The 25,725-nt window shown below is 34.7% G+C and carries 24 protein-coding genes; 3 read left to right on the top strand and 21 right to left on the bottom strand.

The window, feature by feature from the left end; translation table 11 throughout:
* Positions 1-10 precede the first annotated feature (10 nt).
* From nuoL to aspS, 14 genes are all read right to left on the bottom strand, one after another.
* Entirely contained in the window at positions 11-1,894 is a 1,884-nt protein-coding gene (nuoL, locus tag RB618_RS04330) for an NADH-quinone oxidoreductase subunit L (RefSeq protein WP_308067633.1), read from the bottom strand.
* A 6-nt stretch (positions 1,895-1,900) separates the two neighbouring features.
* Positions 1,901-2,221, bottom strand: coding sequence for an NADH-quinone oxidoreductase subunit NuoK (gene nuoK, locus RB618_RS04325; protein WP_008466103.1), 321 nt, complete (start codon positions 2,219-2,221; stop codon positions 1,901-1,903).
* Positions 2,221-2,760, bottom strand: a complete 540-nt coding sequence (locus RB618_RS04320) for an NADH-quinone oxidoreductase subunit J (RefSeq protein ID WP_308067632.1) — start codon at positions 2,758-2,760, stop codon at positions 2,221-2,223. The genes nuoK and RB618_RS04320 overlap by 1 nt, the downstream gene beginning before the upstream one ends.
* Positions 2,761-3,306, bottom strand: a complete 546-nt coding sequence (locus RB618_RS04315) for an NADH-quinone oxidoreductase subunit I (RefSeq protein WP_111286267.1) — start codon at positions 3,304-3,306, stop codon at positions 2,761-2,763.
* Between the two features lie 87 nt (positions 3,307-3,393).
* Complete coding sequence (gene nuoH / locus RB618_RS04310) at positions 3,394-4,446, bottom strand: NADH-quinone oxidoreductase subunit NuoH (RefSeq protein ID WP_308067631.1); 1,053 nt, start codon at positions 4,444-4,446, stop codon at positions 3,394-3,396.
* A 6-nt stretch (positions 4,447-4,452) separates the two neighbouring features.
* Positions 4,453-5,481, bottom strand: a complete 1,029-nt coding sequence (locus RB618_RS04305; protein ID WP_308067630.1) for a 2Fe-2S iron-sulfur cluster-binding protein — start codon at positions 5,479-5,481, stop codon at positions 4,453-4,455.
* A 93-nt stretch (positions 5,482-5,574) separates the two neighbouring features.
* Positions 5,575-6,945: an NADH-quinone oxidoreductase subunit NuoF gene (gene nuoF, locus RB618_RS04300; RefSeq protein WP_111378916.1), complete on the bottom strand. Its 1,371-nt coding sequence runs from the start codon at positions 6,943-6,945 to the stop codon at positions 5,575-5,577.
* 1 nt (position 6,946) lies between these two features.
* On the bottom strand, positions 6,947-7,477 hold the full coding sequence (locus tag RB618_RS04295) for an NAD(P)H-dependent oxidoreductase subunit E (protein WP_057115709.1): 531 nt from the start codon (positions 7,475-7,477) through the stop codon (positions 6,947-6,949).
* A gap of 77 nt (positions 7,478-7,554) precedes the next feature.
* Complete coding sequence (locus tag RB618_RS04290; RefSeq protein ID WP_308067629.1) at positions 7,555-8,793, bottom strand: NADH-quinone oxidoreductase subunit D; 1,239 nt, start codon at positions 8,791-8,793, stop codon at positions 7,555-7,557.
* A 21-nt stretch (positions 8,794-8,814) separates the two neighbouring features.
* Complete coding sequence (locus RB618_RS04285) at positions 8,815-9,336, bottom strand: NADH-quinone oxidoreductase subunit C (protein WP_308067628.1); 522 nt, start codon at positions 9,334-9,336, stop codon at positions 8,815-8,817.
* Position 9,337: 1 nt separating this feature from the next.
* Positions 9,338-9,886, bottom strand: coding sequence for an NADH-quinone oxidoreductase subunit B (locus tag RB618_RS04280; RefSeq protein WP_111378918.1), 549 nt, complete (start codon positions 9,884-9,886; stop codon positions 9,338-9,340).
* Positions 9,887-10,044: 158 nt separating this feature from the next.
* Positions 10,045-10,410: an NADH-quinone oxidoreductase subunit A gene (locus tag RB618_RS04275; protein WP_201999055.1), complete on the bottom strand. Its 366-nt coding sequence runs from the start codon at positions 10,408-10,410 to the stop codon at positions 10,045-10,047.
* A 242-nt stretch (positions 10,411-10,652) separates the two neighbouring features.
* Complete coding sequence (locus tag RB618_RS04270; RefSeq protein ID WP_007137066.1) at positions 10,653-10,847, bottom strand: cold-shock protein; 195 nt, start codon at positions 10,845-10,847, stop codon at positions 10,653-10,655.
* A gap of 308 nt (positions 10,848-11,155) precedes the next feature.
* A complete protein-coding gene (gene aspS / locus RB618_RS04265) occupies positions 11,156-12,907 on the bottom strand; it encodes an aspartate--tRNA ligase (protein WP_308067626.1) in 1,752 nt (583 codons plus the stop codon).
* Between the two features lie 156 nt (positions 12,908-13,063).
* Between aspS and RB618_RS04260 the strand changes: the two genes are divergently transcribed.
* Together RB618_RS04260 and RB618_RS04255 are read left to right on the top strand one after the other, a co-directional pair.
* A complete protein-coding gene (locus RB618_RS04260; protein ID WP_308067625.1) occupies positions 13,064-14,059 on the top strand; it encodes a TlpA disulfide reductase family protein in 996 nt (331 codons plus the stop codon).
* Positions 14,060-14,270: 211 nt separating this feature from the next.
* The gene (locus RB618_RS04255; RefSeq protein ID WP_308067624.1) at positions 14,271-14,618 is read left to right on the top strand and encodes a membrane-binding protein; all 348 of its coding nucleotides are present in this window, start codon (positions 14,271-14,273) and stop codon (positions 14,616-14,618) included.
* 56 nt (positions 14,619-14,674) lie between these two features.
* Here the strand turns inward: RB618_RS04255 and RB618_RS04250 are convergent, their stop codons facing one another.
* The 7 genes from RB618_RS04250 to RB618_RS04220 form a co-directional block, all read right to left on the bottom strand.
* Entirely contained in the window at positions 14,675-15,787 is a 1,113-nt protein-coding gene (locus RB618_RS04250; protein WP_308067623.1) for a PepSY-associated TM helix domain-containing protein, read from the bottom strand.
* Positions 15,788-15,967: 180 nt separating this feature from the next.
* Positions 15,968-17,518 (bottom strand): PepSY-associated TM helix domain-containing protein, encoded by a 1,551-nt coding sequence (locus RB618_RS04245; protein WP_308067622.1) that lies wholly within the window; start codon positions 17,516-17,518, stop codon positions 15,968-15,970.
* A 5-nt stretch (positions 17,519-17,523) separates the two neighbouring features.
* The gene (locus tag RB618_RS04240) at positions 17,524-17,823 is read right to left on the bottom strand and encodes a hypothetical protein (protein ID WP_308067621.1); all 300 of its coding nucleotides are present in this window, start codon (positions 17,821-17,823) and stop codon (positions 17,524-17,526) included.
* Between the two features lie 18 nt (positions 17,824-17,841).
* On the bottom strand, positions 17,842-18,174 hold the full coding sequence (locus RB618_RS04235) for a hypothetical protein (protein ID WP_008466137.1): 333 nt from the start codon (positions 18,172-18,174) through the stop codon (positions 17,842-17,844).
* A 59-nt stretch (positions 18,175-18,233) separates the two neighbouring features.
* Complete coding sequence (locus RB618_RS04230) at positions 18,234-20,687, bottom strand: TonB-dependent receptor (protein WP_308067620.1); 2,454 nt, start codon at positions 20,685-20,687, stop codon at positions 18,234-18,236.
* Positions 20,688-20,905: 218 nt separating this feature from the next.
* On the bottom strand, positions 20,906-22,150 hold the full coding sequence (gene odhB / locus RB618_RS04225) for a 2-oxoglutarate dehydrogenase complex dihydrolipoyllysine-residue succinyltransferase (RefSeq protein WP_308067619.1): 1,245 nt from the start codon (positions 22,148-22,150) through the stop codon (positions 20,906-20,908).
* 96 nt (positions 22,151-22,246) lie between these two features.
* Positions 22,247-25,024 carry a 2-oxoglutarate dehydrogenase E1 component gene (locus RB618_RS04220; RefSeq protein WP_274255031.1) on the bottom strand — a complete coding sequence of 926 codons (2,778 nt, stop codon included), beginning with the start codon at positions 25,022-25,024 and terminating at the stop codon, positions 22,247-22,249.
* 117 nt (positions 25,025-25,141) lie between these two features.
* On the opposite strand from RB618_RS04220, the gene RB618_RS04215 reads away from it, so the two are divergent.
* Positions 25,142-25,693, top strand: a complete 552-nt coding sequence (locus RB618_RS04215) for a hypothetical protein (protein WP_308067618.1) — start codon at positions 25,142-25,144, stop codon at positions 25,691-25,693.
* Positions 25,694-25,725 lie beyond the last annotated feature (32 nt).

Genomic DNA, 25,725 nt, shown 5'->3' with positions numbered 1-25,725 from the left:
AGTAATAATATTATTGAGCTAAAAATATATAGGAAACAATTGCACAAAGTCCTAAAACAAATACAAATAGATATAATCCTATACTTCCGGTTTGTAATTTTTTTCCTTGGAAAGCAATTTCGTTTGCTATTTTACCTAATCCAAAAACAAGAGCAGATAATCCTGTCTCGATATAATCTCTAAAGAATTTAGATAAACTATTAACTGGTGCTACAAATATAGCGTCGTAAAATTCGTCTACATAGTATTTGTTGTATAACACTTTACTTAAACCAGTAATATTTTCATCAGATTCTGGAACATTATCTTGTTTAAAGTATTTTACGTAAGCAATTAAAATTCCTAGTAAACACCCTAATACAGCAACTCCCATTAAAGCATACTCGGTTGTGCCTAAGTGATGCTCTTCTCCTGTTACTTTTGTGAAAAGAGGGGCAAGGTATCCATTTAACCAGCTGTTTCCTGGTAAACTGATCAATCCGCCAAATGCAGCAAGAATAGCCAAAATGATAAGTGGAATCGTAATTAATGAACCACTTTCGTGTAAATGGTGTTTCTGTTCTTCAGTTCCTCTAAATTCTTTGAAGAAAGTTAAGAACATTAAACGGAACATATAGAAAGCTGTCATGATTGAAGCAACCGATCCAACCACATATAATGGAATACTGTGATGGAAGGCAGTCATTAAAATTTCGTCTTTAGAGAAGAAACCTGAAAGTAAGGGGAATCCTGAAATTGCCAATGAGGAAATCAACATTGTCCAAAAAGTAATTGGCATTGCTTTGCGCAACCCCCCCATATTACGCATATCTTGTTCTCCGTGTAATCCGTGAATTACAGATCCAGACCCTAAGAATAAACAAGCTTTAAAGAAAGCGTGAGTGATTACGTGAAAAACCGCTACTTCATAAGCTCCAAATCCTAATGCTAAAAACATTAAACCTAATTGTGAAACTGTAGAGTAAGCCAATACTTTTTTGATATCGTTTTGAACTAATCCAATTGTAGCAGCGACTAATGAAGTGATTGCTCCAATAATTGCGATTACAGATTGTACATCTGTTGCAAGGTCAAAAACAAAGTTTAATCTTGTTACCATAAAGATACCCGCAGTAACCATCGTAGCCGCGTGGATTAATGCAGAAACTGGAGTTGGTCCAGCCATCGCATCAGGTAACCACGTGTATAACGGAATTTGAGCAGATTTACCACAAGCTCCAATAAACAAGCATAAAGCAGCTAAAGAAAGTAATGGTAAATTTAAGTTAGAAGCACCAGCAATTGCCGTTTTTAAAGTTGCATAATCTAATGTTGAGAACATTGAACCAATGATGAACATTCCGATTAATAAACCTAAATCTCCAATTCTGTTCATGATGAAAGCTTTTTTAGCAGCATCATTGTAATCTTGGTTTTTATGCCAGAATCCAATTAATAGGTAAGAACAAAGTCCAACACCTTCCCATCCGATGAAAAGAACTAATAAATTGCTTCCAATTACAAGCGTAATCATAAAGAATACGAATAGATTTAAATATGCAAAAAACTTGTGCATATTCTCATCATCGTGCATGTAACTGATAGAGTATAAGTGAATCAAAGATCCAATTCCAGTTACAAAAAGTAACCAAAGAACAGATAATTGATCTAATAAAAATCCAAGATTGATTTTTAAGTTGCTAATTTGAATCCAATCAAATAAAGTAACTTCAATTCCTTTTCCAGTTGAAGTTATTTGATTAAAAAGTAAAAGAGAAACTACAAAAGAAATTGCTACGGCAATAGTTCCGATTGTACCAGAAACTGTTTTGCCTAAGCTTTTCCCAAAAAAGACATTTACTAGAAAACCTAGTAAAGGAGTTAAAACTAAAATTAAAGCTAAATTGGTATCCATTTCTGATTATCCTTTTAAATTTTTTAAATTATCGATACTAATTGATCCGATATTTCTAAAGATAGAAACTAAAATGGCCAATCCTACCGCAACTTCGGCTGCAGCAACCGCCATCGAGAAGAACACAAAAACTTGTCCTTGCGCATCTTGATGATAAGTTGAAAAAGCAACAAATAAAAGGTTTACCGCATTCAACATAATTTCGATAGACATGAAAACGATAATAGCATTTCGTCTGTACAATACACCAAAAATACCAATACAGAAAAGTACAACACTCAAAAAGATGTAGTTTTCAATACCTATTTGATTTAATATATTACCCATTATTTATTTAATTTTTCTTTTTTAGACAATAGAACTGCTCCAATCATAGCAACCAAAAGTAAGATCGAAGCAAATTCGAACGGAACCATATATTCGTTCAATAATATTTTACCTAAAACTTTAATTGATTGGAAATCTTCTCCAGTAGAATCGTATTCACCAACAATTGGTTTCGAATTAATAAAGATTGCGATTAAAACAATCAATATTAAACAGAAAGATACAATAGCGCCTAAACGTGTAATTCTAGGGCGGTGAACTTCTCGCTGTTCGTTCAGGTTCATCAACATGATGGTAAACAGGAACAAAATCATAATAGCTCCGGAGTAGACTATTATATGTACAACAGCTAAGAACTGAGAATTTAATAGTAAATAATGACCAGCGATCGAAAAGAAACAAATTACCAAGTAGATGGCACTATGAATCGGGTTTCTGCTGAAAATAGTTAAGAAAGCAGTAATAACGGTAATAAACGCTAAAAAGCAAAAGATAACTTGAACAGTTGTTGCGTGTGCAAAATCAGGAATATGTATCATTTAGTTAGCGTTTTTAAGTTGAGCGTTTTTCAAAGCCATTTCTAAAGGCATTACTAATTTATCTTTCCCGAAAATGAAATCTTCTCTATTGTAGTTAGCAGGAACTAATACTTTAGATTCAGTTAAGTAAATAGCATCTTTTGGACAAGCTTCTTCACATAAACCACAGAAAATGCATCGAAGCATATTGATTTCGTAGATTTCTGCATATTTCTCTTCTCTATATAAGTGTTTTTCATCAGGCTTGCGTTCTGCAGCTTTCATAGTGATCGCTTCTGCAGGACATGATAAAGCACATAATCCGCAAGCTGTACAGTTTTCACGGCCTTGTTCATCACGCTTCAGCATGTGCTGACCACGGTAAACTGGACTCATTTCACGAACCTGTTCTGGATAGTGAATGGTAACTTTTTTTCTGAAAAGGTGTTTTACAGTAATAACTAGACCTTTTACAATCGCCACAAGATACAATCGTTCAACAAAAGACATGTCCTTATTTGACACCACCTTTTTTCTACCCGATAATGATATAGTTTCTATTGACATTTTTACTATTATAGTTTATGATTTACAATTTGATGTTGATCAAATTCAAAATCTATTTTGTTTTTTATTTGAAGCTTAGTACGGTTCTTAGAATCCTAAAGCTGCTGCAATATCGTGTCTTAAAATAACAACACCCGTAATCATGATATTAATAATCGAAAGCGGAATTAAAATTCTCCATCCTAAGTTCATTAATTGGTCATATCTAAATCTTGGAATTGTCCAACGTACCCACATGTAGAAGAAAATGAAGAAACATATTTTTATAAATAATGCTCCAATTCCTAATAAGTTAGCTGTATTTACACCTACATTTTCTACCATCCATTGCATTCCTGGATAGTTGTATCCACCAAAGAATAATACAGAAATAATTGTAGAAGAGATAAACATACTTGCATACTCAGCAAATAAATAGAATCCCATTTTCATTGAAGAATATTCTGTGTGGTAACCTCCAATTAACTCGTTTTCACATTCTGCTAAATCGAAAGGAGTTCTGTTTGTTTCTGCAAATGAACAGATTAAGAAAATTAAGAATGATAATGGCTGATAAAAAACATTCCAGTTCATTCCTTGCTGCTGTAATGAAATTTCTTTTAAACTCATTGTTCCAGTCATCATCAATAAAGCAATTATTGATAATCCCATTGCAACTTCGTAAGAGACCATTTGAGAAGCTGCACGGATAGCTCCCATCAAAGAGAACTTATTGTTAGAAGCCCATCCACCAATCATGATGCCGTAAACACCAACAGAAAGAACTCCGAAAATGTATAATAAAGCAATGTTTACATCTGTAGCTTGAAGAATAATGTCTCTTCCAAAAAGATGCAAACGATCTCCCCACGGAATTACAGCACTTGTCATCAAAGCTGTACTCATTGCAATTGCCGGACCTACAACGAATAAAAATTTATTTGGAGTGTTTGGGAAAAACTCTTCTTTAGAGAATAATTTCATACCGTCTGCAAGTGGTTGTAATAAACCTCCCCATCCAGCGCGGTTTGGTCCAACACGGTCTTGTAAGAAAGCAGCAACTTTACGCTCTGCCCAAGTAGAATACATCGCCATGATCATTGTTACCGCAAAAACGACAACAATTACAACACTCTTTTCTATAATAAATGCACTTTCCATTTCTTACTATTTTATGTCTTTATCAGTTAATGGAATTGCAGCCATACTAATTTTTTTACGGTCAATATCTCTACCTAAAAGAATATTCTTTTCAGTATCGATTTCAACTTTCTCTAATTTTTGAGTGTAATTGTTTTGGTTAATTACAGAATCTTTTTCAAATTCTCTTGGACCTTCAATAACCCAGTCATTAACATTTTTATGATCAAAACGACAGCTGTTGCAGATGAATTCTTCTACTTCATGGTACTCGTCTTTACGACCAGTTACACGCTGAATTTCTCCACCAAACATCCAAACTGTAGTTTTACCGCAACATCCTGGAGTTGTACACTCTCTATGCGCGTTATAAGGTTTGTTGAACCAAACTCTTGATTTAAAACGGAAAGTTTTATCTGTTAAAGCTCCAACTGGACAAACGTCAATCATATTTCCAGAGAACTCATTGTCGATTGCTTTAGAAATTCCAGTTGAAATATTAGCGTGGTCACCACGATCTAATACTCCGTGAACTCTGTTGTCTGTCAATTGATCTGCAACTTGTACACATCTTTGGCATAAAATACAACGGTTCATGTGCAGTTGAATATTTGGACCAATATCTTCTGGTTCAAATGTTCTTTTTTCTTCAATGTAACGTGATTTCGGATTTCCGTGCTCGAAACTTAAATTTTGTAAATCACATTCGCCAGCTTGATCACAAATAGGGCAATCTAGAGGGTGGTTGATTAATAAAAATTCTGTTACAGATTTACGAGCTTCAGTTACTCTTGCAGACGATTTACTGTTTACTTCCATACCATCCATACATCCTGTTACACAAGATGCCATTAATTTTGGCATTGGTCGTGGATCAGCTTCACTACCTTTAGAAACTTCAACTAAACAACAACGACATTTACCGCCGCTGCCTTTTAATTTTGAGTAATAGCACATGGCAGGTGGAACTAAATCTCCACCAATCATACGTGCAGCCTGCAGGATCGTTGTTCCTGGTTCTACGTCTATACTTTGACCGTCTATGGTTACTTTCATCTCTTATTGATTTGAATGTTGAAAGTCGGAATATTCAAAAGAGTTGCTGTCCTTTTTAATATTTTTAACTTTATAACTTTCTGCTATATATTCTTATACGATTGCTTTACCGCCAACTAAATGCTTAACTTGTGAGAAAGGCTCGGCAACAAAGTGATCTCTATTTTTAATTTTTTCTGGGAAACGAACGTGATATTCAAATTCATCTCTAAAGTGACGAATCGCTGCAGCTACTGGCCAAGAAGCAGCGTCACCAAGCGGACAAATTGTGTTTCCTTCAATTTTACTCTGAATGCTCCACAATAATTCGATATCTTCTTCACGGCCTTGACCGTTTTCGATTCTCCATAAGATTTTTTCTAACCATCCTGTTCCTTCACGGCAAGGTGTACATTGTCCGCAAGATTCATGGTGATAGAAACGAGCAAAGTTCCAAGTGTTTCTTACCACACAAGCTGTATCGTTGTAAACAATAAATCCTCCAGAACCTAACATAGATCCAGTAGCAAAACCACCATCACTTAAAGATTCGTAAGTCATTAAACGATCTTCGCCGTTTGCTGTTTTGAAAATCAATTCAGCTGGTAAAATTGGCACAGAAGAACCTCCTGGTACAAATGCTTTTAATGGACGGCTTGAAGACATTCCTCCTAAATATTCATCAGAATTCATGAATTCGTCTACGCTTAAACCTAATTCAATTTCGTAAACACCAGGGTTTTTAATGTGCCCTGAAGCAGAAATTAATTTAGTTCCAGTAGAACGTCCAATTCCTATTTTAGCATAATCATCACCAGAATTGTTTACAATCCAAGGCACAGTCGCAATTGTTTCAACATTGTTTACTACAGTTGGATTTGCCCAAAGACCAGAAACCGCTGGGAAAGGTGGTTTGATACGAGGATTTCCTCTTTTACCTTCCAATGATTCGATTAATGCTGTTTCTTCTCCACAGATATATGCTCCAGCTCCACAGTGAACGTGAAGTTCTAGATCATAACCAGATCCTAATATATTTTTTCCTAACCATCCGGCAGCTTTAGCCTCGGCGATTGCTCTTTCTAAAATTTTGAAAACCCACATATATTCTCCACGGATGTAGATATACGATAGGTTAGCACCTAAAGCGTAGCTTGAAGTAATCATTCCCTCGATCAATAAGTGAGGAATATATTCCATCAAAAATCTATCTTTGAATGTTCCAGGTTCAGACTCGTCGGCATTACAAACTAAGTGTCTTGGTCTTCCTGATTTTTTGTCAATAAAGCTCCATTTCATTCCGGCAGGGAAACCTGCACCACCACGACCACGTAATCCTGATTTTTTTACTTCCTCAGTAACTTCATCTGGAGTAAGTGTTTTTAAAGCTTTTTCTACTGAAGCGTAACCGCCATTTTGGCGATATACTTCGTAGGTTTTAATTCCAGGAATATTGATTTTATCTAATAATATTTTTTGTGACATCTTATTTATCGTGTAATATTATTTTATCATCTCTACAATCAGCAATGATCTGATCGATTTTCTCTTCTGTTAGTTTTTCTTTGTAGAAATCTCCCAACTGCATCATCGGAGCATATCCGCAAGCACCTAAACATTCTACACCAGCAATGGTAAACATTCCGTCTGGAGTTGTTTCACCCATTTTAATGCCTAGTTTTTCAGAAGTATAATCCATTAAATCTTCGGCACCACGTAAACAACAACAAGAAGTCTGGCAGAATTCAAACATATACTTACCAATTGGCTTTTGGTTGAACATCGTATAGAATGTTACCACTTCATAAACCTCAATTGGTTTTATCTGAAGAATCTCGGCAACCTTATCTTGCAATTCAATACTAAGCCAGTTGTTATGTGCATCCTGAACTTCGTGCAAAACAGGCAATAAAGCCGATTTTTGTTTGCCCTCAGGATAATGGCTGATTAATTCATTGATGCGGTTCATCAATGCCTCAGTCATGTTTATTTCTTGTTTGTAATGTTTTCTTTCCATTTTATTCTTGTTTTGCCACAAAGGCGCAAAGGCACAAATTTTTTAATCTAAATTTTATCTTCTAAAATCTAAATTTTTTAGGCGTCTAATTCTCCTGCAATTACGTTCAAACTTGATAGAATGATAATTGCATCAGAAAGCATAGCGCCTTTAATCATTTCTGGGAATGCTTGGTAATAAATAAAGCATGGTCTTCTGAAATGTAATCTATATGGAGTTCTACTTCCGTCTGTTACTAAATAAAAACCAAGTTCTCCATTTCCTCCTTCTACAGGGTGATAGATTTCTGCAACTGGTACAGGAACCTCTCCCATTACGATCTTAAAGTGATAAATTAAAGATTCCATAGAAGTGTAAACATCTTCTTTTGGAGGAAGGTAGTAATCTGGAACTTCAGCGTGATATTCGTTTCCTGGAGGCATTTTTTCTAAAGCCTGACGAATAATACTTAAACTTTCCCAAACTTCAGCATTACGAACACAGAAACGATCGTATGTATCTCCTGATTTTCCAACAGGAACAATAAAATCGAAATCTTCGTAAGATGAATAAGGCTGTGCTACACGTACATCGTAATCAACTCCCGCAGCACGTAAGTTTGGACCTGTAAATCCGTAAGCGATTGCTTTTTCAGCAGTGATTCCACCAACATTTACAGTTCTATCAAGGAAAATTCTATTTCTCTCGAATAAGTTTTGGAATTCTTGCCATACTGGTGGGAATTCTTCTAGGAATTTGTCTAGTTTTTTGAAAACTTCTGGAGACCAGTCTCTTTCAAAACCACCTATTCTTCCCATATTTGTAGTCAAACGAGCTCCACAAATTTCTTCGTAGATTTCGTAGATTTTTTCTCTAAATTGAAATACGTATAAGAAACCAGTATACGCACCAGTATCTACACCTAAAATCCCGTTACAGATAATATGGTCTGTAATACGAGCTAGCTCCATAACGATAACTCTTAAATATTGAGCTCTTTTCGGAACTTCAATGCCTAATAGTTTTTCTACTGTCATCCACCATCCCATATTATTAATAGGAGATGAACAATAGTTCATACGGTCTGTAAGAGGTGTAATTTGGTAAAAAGGACGATTTTCGGCAATTTTTTCAAATGCTCTATGGATGTAACCAATAGTTGGCTCAGCCTCAAGAATTTTTTCACCATCCATCAACAAGATATTTTGGAAAATACCGTGTGTAGCAGGGTGAGTCGGACCTAAATTCAGTACAGAAAGTTCGCTTCCGTCGTCATTTAGTCTCTCCTTAATTATTTTAGCATAACGATGCTCTGGTGGTAATAATAGTTCTGACATTTTATAATGTTGAATTATTTTTTAGCAATTTGATGTTGTTCTTCCGAAGAATCTATCATCCTTATCTGTTCTTCCGCTATCTTCCAATGGGAATTCTTTTCGCATTGGGTGAGACTGCATTTCATCCATATTTAAAATACGTTTCAATTGGGGATGTCCAATAAAGTCAATCCCATAGAAATCGAAAGTTTCTCTTTCCATCCAATTGGATGAAAGGAAAATATTTGAAATCGTTTTGATTTCTGGTTTTTCGCCGTTTAAGAAAACTTTGATTTTTAATCTTTTATTTTCGTACCAGTTGTGTAAATGATAAACAACTGCAAACTGACGTTCTGTTTCGTTATCTGGATAGTGAATTCCGCATAAATCTGTTAAGAAGTGAAAACGTAATTCTGGATCGTTTTTAAGGAATAGAATCAAAGGCGTGATTTTATCAGCCGAAGCTTCTAAAGAAAAAATATCTCTTTCTTGCTGAAAGTTAAAAACATCATTATTAAATGTTTCTACAAGTTTGTCTTGAATCAGGGTATTTTCTAAGGCCATCTTATGAGATATTATATGAAGCTAATAATTCTTGGTATTCAGGTGAGCTTCTTCGTCTCACAGATTCGCTTTTTACCAAGTCCTGAAGTCTCATAACTCCATCAACAATTTGTTCTGGTCTTGGCGGGCATCCTGGTACATAAACGTCAACAGGAATTACTTTGTCAATTCCTTGAAGAACAGAGTAAGTGTCAAAAACACCTCCTGAAGAAGCACATGCTCCAACAGCAATTACCCAGCGAGGTTCTGACATTTGCTCATATACTTGTCTTAAGATAGGCGCCATTTTTTTAGAAATAGTTCCCATTACTAATAACATATCGGCTTGTCTTGGCGAGAAACTCACACGCTCAGAACCAAATCGAGCTAAGTCATAGTGAGATGCCATTGTTGCCATGAATTCGATACCACAGCATGAAGTCGCGAAAGGAAGCGGCCATAATGAGTTGGCTCTTGCTAAACCAACAACATCACTAAGTTTTGTAGCGAAGAAACCTTCACCAGTAACTCCTTCTGGCGGCGCAACCATATTTACTTTTGAATCGCTCATTTTTATTTTAGATTTCTGATTTTAGATTTTAGATTTTTGAAATCATAAAAAATAAAGTCAATTTTTTAAATCAGTTTTTTGTTGAGGATTAAATCTTAAATTTTAATTCTAAATGGCTTGAATCTAAAATCAGAAATCTAAAATCTAAATTCTCTAAATTATTCCCACTCTAATGCTTTCTTTTTGATGATATAAAAGAAACCAACTAAAAGCAAAGACATGAAAACTAACATTTTTAACATTCCTTCAATTCCTAAGTCTTTGAAGTTTACTGCCCAAGGATAAAGGAAAATAACCTCTACGTCGAATAATACGAACAATATGGCAACTAAGAAGTATTTTACAGAGAATGGGATACGAGCGTTACCTACAGATTCGATACCACATTCGAAGTTTTTGTCTTTAACTTCAGAGGATCTTTTAGGTCCTAATTTTCCAGAAATAATGATTGTTCCTACCACAAAACCAACAGCTAAAATAAACTGCATTAAAATAGGAATGTAACTGTATTGATCAGATTGCATAAACTTCGATTTTATACTTAAAAAATGAGCCACAAAGATAACTTGGAACTCTGTAAAACACAAGCTAAAAAAGGATTTAAGTAGGGTAGTAAACCGCGTTTATGTCTAATTTTTATTCATTATAAATAACATTGCGTTATTTTAATATTTTTTTAAGAAATGGGCAAAAAAAAACGTCCCGATACTTCGGGACGTCTTCTGAGACCATTCAGAGGCAAAAAAAAATAATTGCTATATTTTTCTTAGATTACTGCTACTTTAGCAGCAACTTTCCCTTTTCTTCCTTCTTCTTCTTCATAGCTTACACGGTCACCTTCGCGTAATTCTTCCGCGTTAATTCCTGAAGCGTGAACGAAGATGTCCTTTCCTGTTTCTTCGTCTGTAATGAATCCATAACCTTTAGACTCATTGAAAAATTTTACTGTACCTGTACGCATTTGTAATGTAATAATAATTTATAATAAACAAATGTAATATATAAAATCATACAAAAGACATATACGTGTTAATTTTTTGTAAAAATTATTGATTTACAGTGTTTTTACGCGGTTTATTGCATCAATTTGTTTATAAAATACCATAATTTGCGAATCATTAATTGTAAGAATATAAAAGCATTACGTTTGTAAGAATATGATAATTCACAAAAATCAGCAGCTAAGATTTTTCTTAATATTTCATTAATATAAAAAAGCCGCTGAAATTTCAGCGGCTTTTTGTTTTTTTATGAATAATTTACTTCAAATTAAGCAATATCTACTTTAATTCGAAGCTCTTTCAATTGTGCATCATCAATTGCTGCAGGTGCATCGATCATAACATCGCGTCCTGAATTATTTTTAGGGAAAGCAATAAAATCTCTAATGGTTTCCTGACCTCCAAGAATTGCTACAAGTCTGTCAAGACCAAAAGCTAATCCTCCGTGTGGCGGTGCTCCAAACTGGAAAGCATCCATTAAGAAACCGAATTGAGCTTTTGCTTCTTCTTCGGTAAATCCTAAATATTTGAACATTAATTGTTGTGTCGCTTTATCGTGAATACGAATAGATCCACCGCCAATTTCATTTCCGTTTAAAACCATATCGTATGCATTTGCACGAACTTTTCCTGGCTCTGTTTCCAATAACGCCATGTCTTCTGGTTTTGGAGAAGTAAATGGGTGGTGCATTGCATGGTAGCGTCCGCTTTCTTCGTCAAGTTCCAATAATGGGAAATCTACAACCCATAGTGGAGCAAATTCTTCAGGATTACGCAATCCTAAACGAGTGGCCAATTCCATACGTAAAGCAGAAAGTTGCGCTCTTGTTTTATTTGCTGGACCAGAAAGAACAAAAATCATATCTCCAGGATTTGCTTCTGTTGCTTTTGCCCAATTTGCCAAATCATCATTGTCATAGAATTTATCTACTGATGATTTGTATGTTCCGTCTTCATTGCATTTTACGTAAACCATTCCAGATGCTCCAACTTGAGGACGTTTCACCCAGTCAATTAATCCGTCAATTTCTTTACGAGTATAATTTCCTGCTCCCGGAACAGCAATTCCCACAACTAATTCAGCTGAATTAAAAACTGGGAATTCTTTATGTTGTGCAAATTCGTTTAATTCGCCAAACTTCATTCCGAAACGAATGTCCGGTTTATCGTTTCCGTATGTTTTCATGGCATAGTCGTAGGTAATTCTTGGGAATTTCTCTACTTCGATACCTTTAATTTCTTTTAATAAATGTCTTGTCAATCCTTCAAAAACATTCAGAATGTCTTCTTGTTCAACAAATGCCATTTCGCAGTCAATCTGAGTAAACTCAGGCTGACGGTCTGCACGTAAGTCTTCATCACGGAAACATTTCACGATTTGGAAATATTTATCCATTCCGCCTACCATCAATAATTGTTTGAAGGTTTGCGGAGATTGTGGCAATGCATAAAACTGTCCTTCGTTCATACGGCTTGGTACAACGAAATCTCTTGCTCCTTCTGGAGTTGATTTAATTAAATAAGGCGTTTCAACTTCGCAGAAATCTAAATCAGAAAGATATTTACGAACTTCCATCGCTACTTTGTGACGAAACAATAAACTGTTTTTTACAGGATTTCTACGAATATCCAAATAACGGTATTTCATTCTGATATCTTCACCTCCGTCAGTTTCATCTTCAATTGTAAATGGAGGAGTTAAAGCTGAATTTAAAATCGTTAATTCAGAAACTAAAATTTCGATTTCACCTGTTGGAATATTTTTGTTTTTGGCTTCGCGCTCAATAACAGTTCCTTTTACCTGAATTACAAATTCTCTTCCAAGAGTTTTGGCTAATTCAAAAACAGTTTTATCGGTACGACTTTCGTCGAAAATAAGTTGTGTAATTCCATAACGGTCGCGTAAATCGACCCAATTCATAAATCCTTTATCACGTGATTTTTGAACCCAGCCCGCAAGTGTAACTTCGGTATTAATATTTGAAGCGTTTAATTCGCCACAATTATGACTTCTATACATAATCAAAATTTTAGACTGCAAAAGTAAATACAAAATTCAAGATAATATAGTAAAGTGATAAGTTGATTCAGAATAATTTCAAATAAATTGTTAATTGTGAAATTCCGAAGCATTAATTCTTTAGTTTTGATTCTCTAAAAAATAATTTTAAGACCCATGAAGAAACTCCTTGTTGCAGGTTTGGTAATTCTTAATGCCTTGAATGTTATAGGTCAAGGCAAGAATTCAATTAAATTCAGTGCTAAAATCGCCAACAGAAATAGCGATACTTTAGTGATTAAAGGAAGAGATAATTTTAGGCAAGTAATTCCAATCGATAAAAAAGGAGTTTTTGCTGCAGCTTTTGATGCTCCTCAGGGATTCTATGTTTTTTCTGACGGAACAGAATCTTCTAATTTATATTTAAAACCAAATTCTGAAGTTAATTTAACAATGGATGCAAAGGAATTTGATGAGACTATATTGTATAAAGGTAAAGGAGTAAACGAAAGTAACTTTTTAGCTCAACAAGCTTTAAAAGATGAAAATTTTCAGAAAGATGCTTTTGCAAAAGAATCGGCTGAATTTACCGCTTTACTTGATGGTAAATTAAAAGCAGATACAGAAAGTCTTGAAAAAGGTGATTTTGCTCCTGAATTTAAAACAGCTTTAAAACGCAGTTTTGAGAGTTTTCACCAATATGCTGCCGAAGAATATGAAAGAGTTGCAAAGGCAAATAAAATGGTTGGAAAAGCATCTCCAGGTTTTGACTATGAAAATTTTAAAGGAGGAAAAACAAAACTTTCTGATTTAAAAGGAAAATATGTTTACATTGATCTTTGGGCAACATGGTGTGCGCCTTGCAGGGCTGAAATTCCTTACTTACAAAAGATCGAAGAGAAATATCATGGAAAAAATATTGAATTTGTAAGCATTTCTATTGATAAAGCAAAAGACAATGAAAAATGGAAAAAGTTTGTAACCGATAAAAAATTAGGAGGCGTCCAGTTATTTGCAGATAAAGATTGGGAATCTGAGTTCGTGGTTAATTATGGTGTAACTGGAATTCCACGATTTATTCTAATAGACCCACAAGGCAATATTGTAAAATCTGATGCATCAAGACCATCAGATCCTGAATTGGATAAACAGCTTAGTGCATTATTGAACTAATTTATTTACGAAATTTACAACGTTATCGTAAAACTTAAATATTTCTAAAACATCAGTAAAACCAGTGCTTCAGCGCTGGTTTTTTTGTTTTATGCATTTTTCCAATGTTAAGTTTTTATCTTATGTTACCAAATTGTTAAGCAAAAGTTTTTTTAATGTAAACTATTGACTATATTTGATAAAGATTTCTTAACATTAAATACCTAAAGATATGAAAAAGAGTGTAATTTTAGCTGCAATATTGTTCTCTGGAATTGTAGTTGCACAAGAAGGAAAGCCTGAATTAGAAGCTGCTGGAAACAAGGTAAAAGCAACGTATTACCATGAAAATGGTAAAGTGCAGCAAGAAGGCTTTTTTAAAGACGGTAAATTAGACGGTGTTTGGGTATCTTATGACGAAAAAGGAAATAAAAAAACCGTTGGAGAATACACAGACGGAGTTAAAACAGGAAAATGGATTTACTTTAATGAAAACAGTTTAAGCGAAGTTGCTTATGTAGACAACAAAGTGAACTCAGTTAAAAGTTTACAGAAAAATGCTTTAGCAGACAGAAATTAGTCTTAATTTCAAAAAAATTATAAAAAGGCCGTCTCATTAAAAAAGGGACGGTTTTTTTATGTCTTTATTTTTTTAGATTTTCTGTTTCTTCCAAACCAGATTATAAATCCACTTACAGGTAATGCAGCGGCAATTAAACTCACCGTAAAAGCTATAATTTTTCCAGGAAGATCTAAAACCTGACCTGTGTGTATTCCGTAATTCATTTCGACAACTTGAAGTCCCAGACTTTTTTTGTCAAAAGTTTGGCTTTGGATTAATTTTCCGCTTGACGGATGAAAATAATAGTTGCTCTGCTGATCGTAACGCAATGTATGCGGATAAGCTCCTGTGCTGACAATATCGCCCTTTTGCTGCGGAATCATTATAAAGAACATTTCTGCTTTTGGCTGCAATTTCTGAGTTTGAACAAATGCTTTGTCAATTGCTATAACCGAATTTATTTTGAATGTGGCAGTATCAATTACAGGAGTTTTTGTTTCAACTGCTTTGTCTCCCCCAAAGTTGAAGGATTTATAAATTCCATCACCAACCCATTCGTAAGTAAAAGTAAGTCCGGTTATGGCTAAAATTAAGGCTATTACAGAAATGTAAAAACCGGTGGTATTATGCCAGTCGTAATTGACACGTCGCCATTTTGCTGACCATTTTATAGTGAAGCTTCTTTTAATGTCGCTTTTTCGTTTGGGCCACCATTGCATAACTCCCGAAATAAGCAATAAAATAAAAATGATAGTTGCTCCGCCAATAATATGCTTTCCTATATAATCGGGCAGGAGCAGATATAAATGAATGTATTCGACAATAATGAAAAAGTCAGTTTCTGGATTTTCTGCTTTTAAATATTTCCCAGTATACGGATTAAAATATAAGTAGAGATTTCCTGTGTCTGAATAAGTGTAAACAATTGCCGATCTGTCTTTTCCATAATAAGCAATCATGGTAGCTTTGTTTGCAGGGACAGCTTCTTTTGCTTTTTCCTGCAGCTCAGATGGTGAAAGAAAAGGTTTATTCTGAGGTTCAACCAAACGCCATTCTTTTCTTGTAATGTCTTTTATTTCATCATGAAAACAGAAAATACAACCCGTAATAGAGACTATAAAAACGATAAGTCCGGAAATTAGTCCGAGCCATTTGTGTATAAAGCGTATTTTGGTCTTGAATCCCATTTTTTGATTAAAAGCGTAAAAGTATGCTCAAAATTTATAAGGGACAAGTGATTGGAAATAATTTATGAATAAGTGCAATAAAAGAGTGGTTGCTGAAAAAAAATAGTCCCACAATCTAATAGCTATTGGAAATGTGGGACTAAAAAAAATAGTATTGTTAAACAAAAAAACTGATTCTTATTAAGAAACGACTTTTTTTGGTTTTAAATGGTACGCTGTGTATAAAGAAATTCCAGCAAGGGAAATCCAGAAAACATCGATAAAGAAAATCTGAAATTTGTTCTCCAAAAACGAAGTCCAAAACCAATTTCCAGAAACGATTCCGTTTGTAACTGGAATCAGGAATCCTAAAATACTTCCAGAAATGAGACAGAATTTATTGGTAAAAGCATCATTCTTTTTAATGATAAAGAAGATGGTAAGTATTAGCCAGCCTCCAAAATAAAGTGCATACAGATTTGACTGACTTAACGGATAGAAAATTTTACTTCCGATAAAAGCCAATGCTGTAATGGGATACATACTTAAACAGATTGCCAAATAAATACGAACAACAGCAGCATTGAAACGTCTTTTCTTTTCTGGCATATTGTTTTTTTGTCGGGCAACAAGCCAAATCATAACTCCAGAAATAATAACGAAGCAGGTTATAATTCCTAAAATGAAGCTTACAATTTTTAAAGCATATCCGCCATAATCGCCAAAATGTATTCTGTACAAAACATTTTTTACAACGTCTAAATAATTAGTATGAGTAATGGGGTCTTTTTTAGCAATTTCTTTTCCGTCAGCAACTCTGTAAACTACTTTTCCGATTCCTGTAAATTTTTTATGGCTTAAAAGTTCGCCTTCTACCAAAACATGCATATTGGCATCGCCGTAATTTTGGATAAAAACACGGGTAATTTCAAAATCGGCCCAATTCTTTTTGGTTTTTGCAACCAGTTCATTAATGTTAAAAGGATTTGCCAGTTTTTTATTTTCAAACTTATAATCAGGATCAGTATATTCCAGTTCCTTGTACAATTTATCTTGATCTCCTTTGTATAAAGCCATTACAGCTGGAGCTACAATTAAAAGTTTAATCATAAAAAATGCTCCTGTAACCGCGTATACAAATTGAAAAGGTAAACCGATCATTCCTAATGCTGTGTGTGCATCTGTCCAAAGTGTTTTTAGTTTTTCTTTCGGACGGAACATATAAAAGTTGGAAACAATTTTATTCCAATGCAGCAGAACTCCTGTTATGATTGCGAATAAAAAGAACAAAGCTGTAAATCCAGCTAAATAATATCCTGCTGGATATGGAATTTGTGCCAGAAAGTGAAGACGGTATAAAAGCTCTCCTAATGAATAAGATTCTTCATAAGTGTAGCTCTCATAGTTCTTATTGTCGAGATAAAAAAACTCTCCTGCCTGCTGTTTTTTTGGAGCCAATGTATCTTTGGTTCCTTCCATATATACAGCAACTCTATTTTCTACAGACGGTTTAGAAATGGTGAGATTTCTTCCGTGCAAAACATATTTTTTGTCAAGATGCTGAAGTGCATCATTGTAATCTAATTGAATTTCTTTTGTGATTGCTGTAGATTCACTTCTTTCCCAATTGATGATTTCATCTCTAAAAAAAGAAAAAGATCCAGCGAAGAAAATTACAAAAAGAACTACACTGATAACGATTCCGCTGACAGTATGCGTGTGAAAATAGATATTGTAATGACGGTTATTCATAAATATTATTGTGCCGTATTATAGGTTTGACCTAGATAAATGAAAAGACAAAAAAGTAAAGTTAGCAGAATATAAACTCCCCAAATTTTCCAGCCACTTTTGGCTAAAAAAGCAATAATCATTAAGGCTACCCAAAGAATAAAACCGCTGAAAGCCATTGTGATTAAAATATCTTTTCGGCTAAACCAAGCCGCAAGAGCCAAATGAAAAGTAACAGAAACAAAGTATCCTCCTAAAATTGCAGCAGTAATTTTGGAAAAACGAGGCCAAAAAGAAGGATTTAGATATTTTGGATTTGCTGGCATATAATTTAAAGTGGTTTTTTAGTTGTAATAAAGTTCAGTTACAGCAACAAAAATTAGTAGTGCTAGAAGCAATTTGCTGTTTATCTTTTTTAAAGGAGTAAGGATAATGATCAAACTTCCAACAGTCATCAGCTGAATGAAAAACATCAAAGTGCCACAGCCTAAAGATTGTGTAAAAAGCCACATTGCGTAAGCAGAAAGCAAAAGCATTAATCCGATGATTTTAGTTTGCTTTGGATTTTTCTGCATCCATTTCTCAAAACCTAAATCATACGACAACACTGCTCTTTTCGAAGTATAATACAGTGTGTAAAAAGCTAAGAAAACGATAAGACTGGCAATTGTAATCATAATCAATTAGAATTTAAAAAACACCTTCCGACTAAGGAAGGTGTTTTGTTTGACTTTTATTAAAACTTATAAGTAAAACTTGCAGCGAAAGTTCTAGGATCTTTTGGATGTACTGTTGACCATCCGTCATAGATTTCTTCGTTTGTAATATTATTTAGTTTTAGTGTTATTCCAAATTTTTCAGTGTTATAGAACAAAGAAGAATTAAGTACAGTATATTCTGGAATTGTAAATGTTCCTGAAACTGATCGGTTCATGATTTTGTTGTCTCCAACATAATTTCCTCCAAATCCTACACCAAATCCTCTCAATAATCCATTAGTAAATTTATAGCTTGCCCATAAGTTTGCTAAGTTGTAAGCTCCTGCACTTTCTGGTCTGAACCCTACAAAGTCAGCATCTCCTTTAGTTAGAGTTGCATCATTATAGCTGTAGCCAAGAATAATGTTTAAACCAGTAATTGGGTTAGCAATAAATTCTGCTTCAAAACCTTTATTGTGCTGCGCACCGTCTTGGAAGTTTGTTACATCGGTTGCATTTGGTCTAACGCTATAAACCATATTCGAAACTTTAATGTCGTAGTAGCTTAAAGTAGCGTAAATTTTATCTTTAAAAATATTCAATTTTGTACCAAATTCTATTTGGTTAGCGTGTTCAGGATCAAATGTTACAGGTGTTCTTACTGTTCCATTTACATTTTCGCCTGGTGCTACGTTTGAAAAACCATTCATGTAGTTTGCGAAAATAGACACTTTATCAATGATCGGCTGGTAAACCAATCCAAATTTTGGAGATAAAGAAGTCTGATTGTAGTTGTCATCGTCAGTTGAAACATCTCCACTGTTTATAAAACGATCTGCACGTAAACTAACCATTGCAGAAAGGGCAGGAGTGAAGTTAATTACGTCAGAGAAATAAGCGCTGTAAACTTCTTGTTTTGTTTTACTGTTGTTTCTTGGAGCGTTTCCTACAATTGCATCAGATCCAGCTTTTGTTAAATCTCCTGTATCACCATTTGAAGGGCCAAAGATTGCGTTGAAAGATGCTAAATCGTCACCAATATAAACATATCCATTTCCAAAGTATCCTGTACCGCGATCAAGTCCCACTCTATTGTAGTAATCCAAACCAACAACAAGTCTGTTTCTTAAATTTCCGATTTTAAAATCACCAACGAAGTTTTGTTGTATGTCAAAAGTGGTGTTTTTGTTGTCTTGGTAATTGAAAAATCTTGCCAAAACAATACCTTCTTTAATAGAAGAAAATGCCTTATTGCTAGTTCCTTCGTATAGATATGCATAATTACCGGTTGACTTAGCATTACTTGTAGAGAAAATAGTCTGAGAAGTCCATTGACTAGAAAGCTTATAATTCATTTGCGCCTGAATATTGTAAGAAGGCGTTTTGATTGTTAATTCGTTGCTTGTATAAGAACGATTGTTATCGTATTTTAATTCAGCAATATTATGAACTCGTAACGGATTTGCTCTGTCTAAAAACAACATGGTTGGGTTTGTTGTTTCATTACTCATGAATTCTGTATTTACTAAGAATGATAATCTATCATTCACTTCATAAGATAGCGATGGCGCTACAAAAAATGATTCTATAAAACCAGCATCTTGAAAACTTTCTTGTTTATTGTATGCTGAGTTAACTCTGAAGTTAAGTGTTTTTTTGTCGTTTAGCGAAGTGTTAAGATCAACAGTTGCACGGTTTAGTCCGTAGCTTCCGGCTGTATAGTTTACTTCTCCGCCAAACCCTTTGTAAGGTCTTTTTGTAGTGGTATTAATTAATCCCCCATATGAAATCAAGCTACTTCCGAATAAGGTTCCAGAAGGTCCTTTAATAATTTCAACTCTGTCAATATTTGCGGGATCTAAACTACCGTTTGTTAAACCTGGCACACCATTTACAATAGTTGCTTGAACAGGAAATCCTCTTAGTGAGTAGTAACTTGCTCCATCTCCTCCACGGCCAGTTGAAGCCCAAAGTTGTGTAACACCAGGTGCATTTTTTAAAGCGTCATCAAATGTTGTTACTACTTGTTCTTTTAGAACTCCTCCAGTAATTGTGGTATAAACTTGTGGGTTTTCAAGGTTTTTAAGAGGTAATCTTGAAACTTGTTGGTTGTCTTTACGTACGAAACTATTTTTACGACCGTTTACAACTACTTCTGTTAATTCTTCTGAATTTGAAGTAAGATTGAAATTTTCAGTTAATTCTTGTCCTTCGGTAATGGTAATCTTTTTTTCTGATGCATTATAGCCAACAGCCGAAACTTTTAATGTGTATGTTCCTGGCTTAACATTTTTTATTTTGTAATTACCTTCTTCATCGGTAGTTGTTCCAAACCTCGTGCCTTTTAATGCTAAAGAAATCCCTTCAGGAGATTCATTATTATTTAAAGATATTTTTCCTTTTATAGTTGCTTTTTCTTGTGCCGTAATTGTATTTCCAATCAATAAGAAAAAACAAAAAGTTAAGAGCGAAATCGTAAATTTTAATTTCATTTTTATTTAGAATTAATTTTGATAGTGCAAATTTAATTGTTGGACAGCAACTAAACAAGTTATTCTTATTTATTCTAAATTAAATAGTTTTTCGAGGTTAAAATTTTCATTTATTTAAAAAATTAACATCTTAAGACAATCTTAAGCTAATTTTAAGCAAAAAAAAGCCTGTTCTAATGAAAGAACAGGCCTTTGTATTATCGAAAATTACTTAAAAATTACAACTCTAAAGCACGTTTAGCGTCGCCATTCATTAATAATTCTAATGGATTTTCTAAAGCTTCTTTTACAGCTACTAAGAAACCAACAGACTCACGTCCGTCGATGATTCTGTGATCGTAAGAAAGAGCAACGTACATCATTGGGTGAATTTCAACTTTTCCGTTTACAGCAATCGGACGCTCGATAATGTTGTGCATTCCTAAAATTCCTGATTGAGGAGGGTTGATGATTGGAGTAGATAACATACTTCCGAAAACACCACCATTTGTGATTGTGAAAGTTCCTCCAGTCATGTCGTCAACTGTAATTTGACCATCACGAGCTCTTAAAGCTAATCTTTTGATTTCAGCTTCAATTCCACGGAAAGTTAAAAGTTCAGCATTACGAACAACAGGAACCATTAATCCTTTTGGTCCAGAAACTGCGATTGAGATATCAGCAAAATCGTAAGCGATTTTGTAGTCACCATCCATCATTGAGTTAACATCTGGATATAATTGTAACGCTCTTGTAACTGCTTTTGTAAAAAATGACATAAATCCTAAACCTAAACCACCATGTTTAGCTTTGAAAGCATCTTTATATTCGTTACGAATTTGGTTGATTGGCGTCATGTTTACTTCGTTGAAAGTAGTAAGCATTGCAGTTTCATTTTTAGCTGAAACTAATCTTTCTGCTACTTTACGACGTAACATTGATAATTTTGTGCGCTCAGTTCCACGGCTTCCACCAGTTGGAGTTCCCATAGAAGGTACTGCGTTTACAGCATCATCTTTAGTGATTCTTCCGCCTTTACCAGTTCCTGTTACTGAAGCTGGAGCAATATTTTTTTCGTCTAATATTTTTCTTGCTGCTGGAGATGGAGTTCCTGCTGCATAACTTGTAGCAGCTGGAGCTTGAACTGGCTCAGCTTTTGGAGCTTCTGCTTTTACTTCAGCCTTAGGAGCCTCAGCTTTTGGAGCTTCTGCCGCTGGTGCAGCTGGAGCACTTCCTGCTGGTTTAGCAGCATCTGTATCAATTAAACAAACTACAGCACCTACTGCAACTGTATCACCTTCTTCAGCTTTTAGTGTAATTACACCGCTCATTTCAGCAGGCAATTCAAGAGTAGCTTTATCTGAATCAACTTCAGCAATAGCCTGATCTTTCTCTACATAATCTCCGTCTTTTACTAACCAAGTTGCAATTTCAACTTCTTTTATTGATTCCCCTGGTGATGGGACTTTCATTTCTAAAATCATCTTGTTTTTGTTTAAGGTTTTTATGGTTTCAAGTTTCAAGTTTCAAGTTGTTGCACTTGAAACCGAAACATGAAACTTGAAACAATTATTTTTTAATTATCTAAATAAGTTTTTATCGAATACCATTCTAATTGCATCTGCGTGACGGCGTTTAGCACGTGTATAACTTCCAGATGCAGGAGCAGAGTATGCTTTTAATGAAGCCAATCTCCATTTTACAAGATCAAAGTTCATTAACATAAAGCTGTAAGCTCCCATGTTTTTAGGTTCTTCTTGTGCCCAAACATAATCATCAGCATTTGGATATTTTGCAATGATTTCTTTAATCTGCTCAACTGGGAAAGGGAATAATTGCTCGATACGAACAACTGCAACGTCTTTTCTTCCGTTGTTTTCTCTTTCTGCAGTAATATCATAGTAGAATTTACCAGTAACGAAAACTAATGTTTTAACATCTTTTTTGTTTACTGTAGTATCATCAATTGTTTCTTGGAAACTTCCGTTTACTAAATCTTCTACTGGAGATACACATCTTGGGTCACGAAGTAAACTTTTTGGAGTAAATACAACCAATGGTTTACGGAAATTCGTTTTCAATTGTCTTCTCAATAAGTGGAAGAAGTTAGCAGGTGTTGTACAGTCTGCAACATACATATTATGTCTTGCACAAAGCTGTAAGTAACGCTCCATTCTTGCAGAAGAGTGCTCAGCACCTTGTCCTTCGTATCCGTGAGGTAATAAAAGAACGATACCGTTTTGGTTGTTCCATTTATCTTCTCCACAAGAAATGTATTGGTCAATCATAATTTGAGCTCCGTTAGAGAAATCTCCAAATTGTGCTTCCCAGATTGTTAAAGCTTTTGGGCTTGCTAATGCATATCCGTAATCAAAACCTAAAACTCCGTACTCAGATAAGTGAGAGTTGTAAACATTAAAGTTTCCTTTTTTGTCTTCAAGGCTGTTGATTAAGATTACTTCTTCTTCAGAATCTTCAACTTTAACTACAGCATGACGGTGAGAGAAAGTTCCTCTTTCTACGTCTTGTCCAGAAATACGAACATCAAAACCTTCTTGTAATAAAGATCCGTATGCTAAATGTTCTGCCATACCCCAATCTAAAAGATTAGTTTCGAAGAACATGGTTTTTCTGTCGTTGATTAATTTTTGAATTTTACTGATGAATTTTTTGTCTTCAGGTAAATTAGAAATAGCATTTGCAATCTGAGTTAATTTTTCTTTTGGATAAGAAGTATCAACTTTTTGAAGCATTTGCGTGTCAGTAACTTGAACAAAACCTTCCCATTCGTTTTTCATGAATGGAGTAATGATAGTCAAATCTTTTTTACGAGAAGCTTCTAAGTTCTCCTCCAATTGAGATTTGTATTGTTTTTCTAAAGCATTAACATAAGAAGCATCAATTACGCCGTCAGAAAGTAATTTCTCTGCGTAGATGTCTCTTGGGTTTTTATGTTTAGCAATGATTTTATATAAAACAGGCTGCGTAAAACGTGGCTCATCACCTTCGTTGTGTCCGTATTTTCTATATCCTAATAAGTCGATAAATACGTCACGTCCAAACTGCATTCTGTAATCTAATGCAAAAGATACTGCATGAACAACAGCTTCAGCATCGTCAGCATTTACGTGCAATACTGGAGAAAGCGTTACTTTGGCAACGTCTGTACAGTAAGTAGAAGAACGAGCGTCTAAGTAGTTAGTTGTAAATCCAACTTGGTTGTTGATTACAATATGAATTGTTCCACCAGTTTTGTATCCGTCCAATAAAGACATTTGAATGATTTCATACAAAATACCTTGACCAGCAATAGCAGCATCACCGTGAACAGCGATTGGCAATACTTTTGAAATATTTTCTGGGAAATGTCTTTCTTGTTTTGCTCTTGTGATACCTTCAATTACAGCTCCAACAGTCTCTAAGTGAGAAGGGTTTGGTGCTAAGTTGATGTTGATGCTTTTTCCAGATCTTGTTTTTCTGTCAGCAGTAAGACCTAAGTGGTATTTTACGTCACCGTCAAAATATTCTTGATCGTAATCTTTTCCGTCAAACTCACCAAAAATGTCTTGAGTAGATTTTCCGAAAATGTTTGCCAAAACGTTCAAACGACCACGGTGAGCCATTCCCATTACGAATTGTTCAACACCTTTTTCAGCAGCTTGCTCGATCAAAGCGTCAAGAGCTGGGATGATAGATTCTCCACCTTCTAATGAGAAACGTTTTTGTCCAACATATTTAGTATGAAGGAAATTCTCAAAAGAAACAGCTTCGTTTAATTTATTTAAGATTGTTTTCTTTTCGTCAGAAGAGAAGTTAGGCTGATTTGTATTTACAGCCAATTTGTCTTGAATCCATTTTACTACATTAGGATTTCTAATGTACATGTACTCAATACCGATATGCTGACAGTAAATAGCTTTTAGGCGATTTACGATATCTTGCAAAGAAGAAGGCGCCATTCCGATAGTTTGAGCAGCATCAAAAACAGTTGAAAGGTCTGCTGTAGATAATCCGAAGTTTTCAATATCCAAAGTTGGAGATGAAGTTCTACGGTCACGAACAGGATTTGTTTTCGTGAATAAATGCCCGCGCGTACGGTATCCGTCAATTAATTTAAGAACGTTAAATTCTTTCTTTAGTTTTTCAGAAATCTGACTGTAATCTGTGTTATCGCTAGTCACGTACTCAACGATCGTTTGCACCGGATTTTCGTCATTATAAGTCGTTTGCCCAAAGTCAAAACCTTGAAAGAAACTTCTCCAGCTAGGCTCAACGCTGTCTGGGTTAACTAAATATTGATCGTATAATTGTGCAAAAAACTCAGTATGCGCTGCGTTTAAAAATGAAAACCTATCCATAATATGAGTGAATATACTTTTTTGTTATATAGAAAGGCAAAAGTACAACAATCGCATTTATTTAAATCTTTTTTTTACGTACTTTTACGTAAAAATTTGTTAAAATAAACGTTAACTATGAATAAAATTCAATTTTCAATCGATTGCAGATATTTTTTTGTGATTTTGGCGGTCTTGTTTTCAAGTTATAGTATTGCACAACAAAAATATGTCATTGACAACAGTAATCATTTTTGGGACAAAGTTCAATTTGGAGGCGGTTTAGGTCTCGGCTTTGGATCTGGTTACACCAATATCTCGGTTATGCCGAGCGCCATTTATAATGTTAACGAAATTGTTGCAGTCGGTGTTGGATTGCAATTTGGTTATTTATATCAAAGAGATTATTACGAATCGTTTGTTTGGGGAGGAAGTTTTATCACGCTTGTAAACCCGATTCCACAACTACAATTATCTGCAGAATTGGAACAAGTTAAGGTCGATACCGACTACGAAGACAATTATTATCACCCAGGTTTTTCTGATTCTTATTGGAACACAGCTTTATATTTAGGAGCAGGTTACAGGACAGGAAGTGTGACTATAGGTGCGCGCTACGATGTTTTGTATGACCCTAATAAAAGTCTTTACGGTTCTGGATTTATGCCTTTTGTGAGAGTTTATTTTTAGAGGTTCAAAGGTTCATAGAAACAAAGGTTCAA

It is taken from the genome of Flavobacterium sp. LHD-85 (assembly GCF_030929595.1).
Taxonomy (GTDB): Bacteria; Bacteroidota; Bacteroidia; order Flavobacteriales; family Flavobacteriaceae; genus Flavobacterium.
The sequence above is the reverse complement of the archived record's forward strand: the minus strand, read 5'-3'. Positions and strand labels throughout refer to the sequence as shown.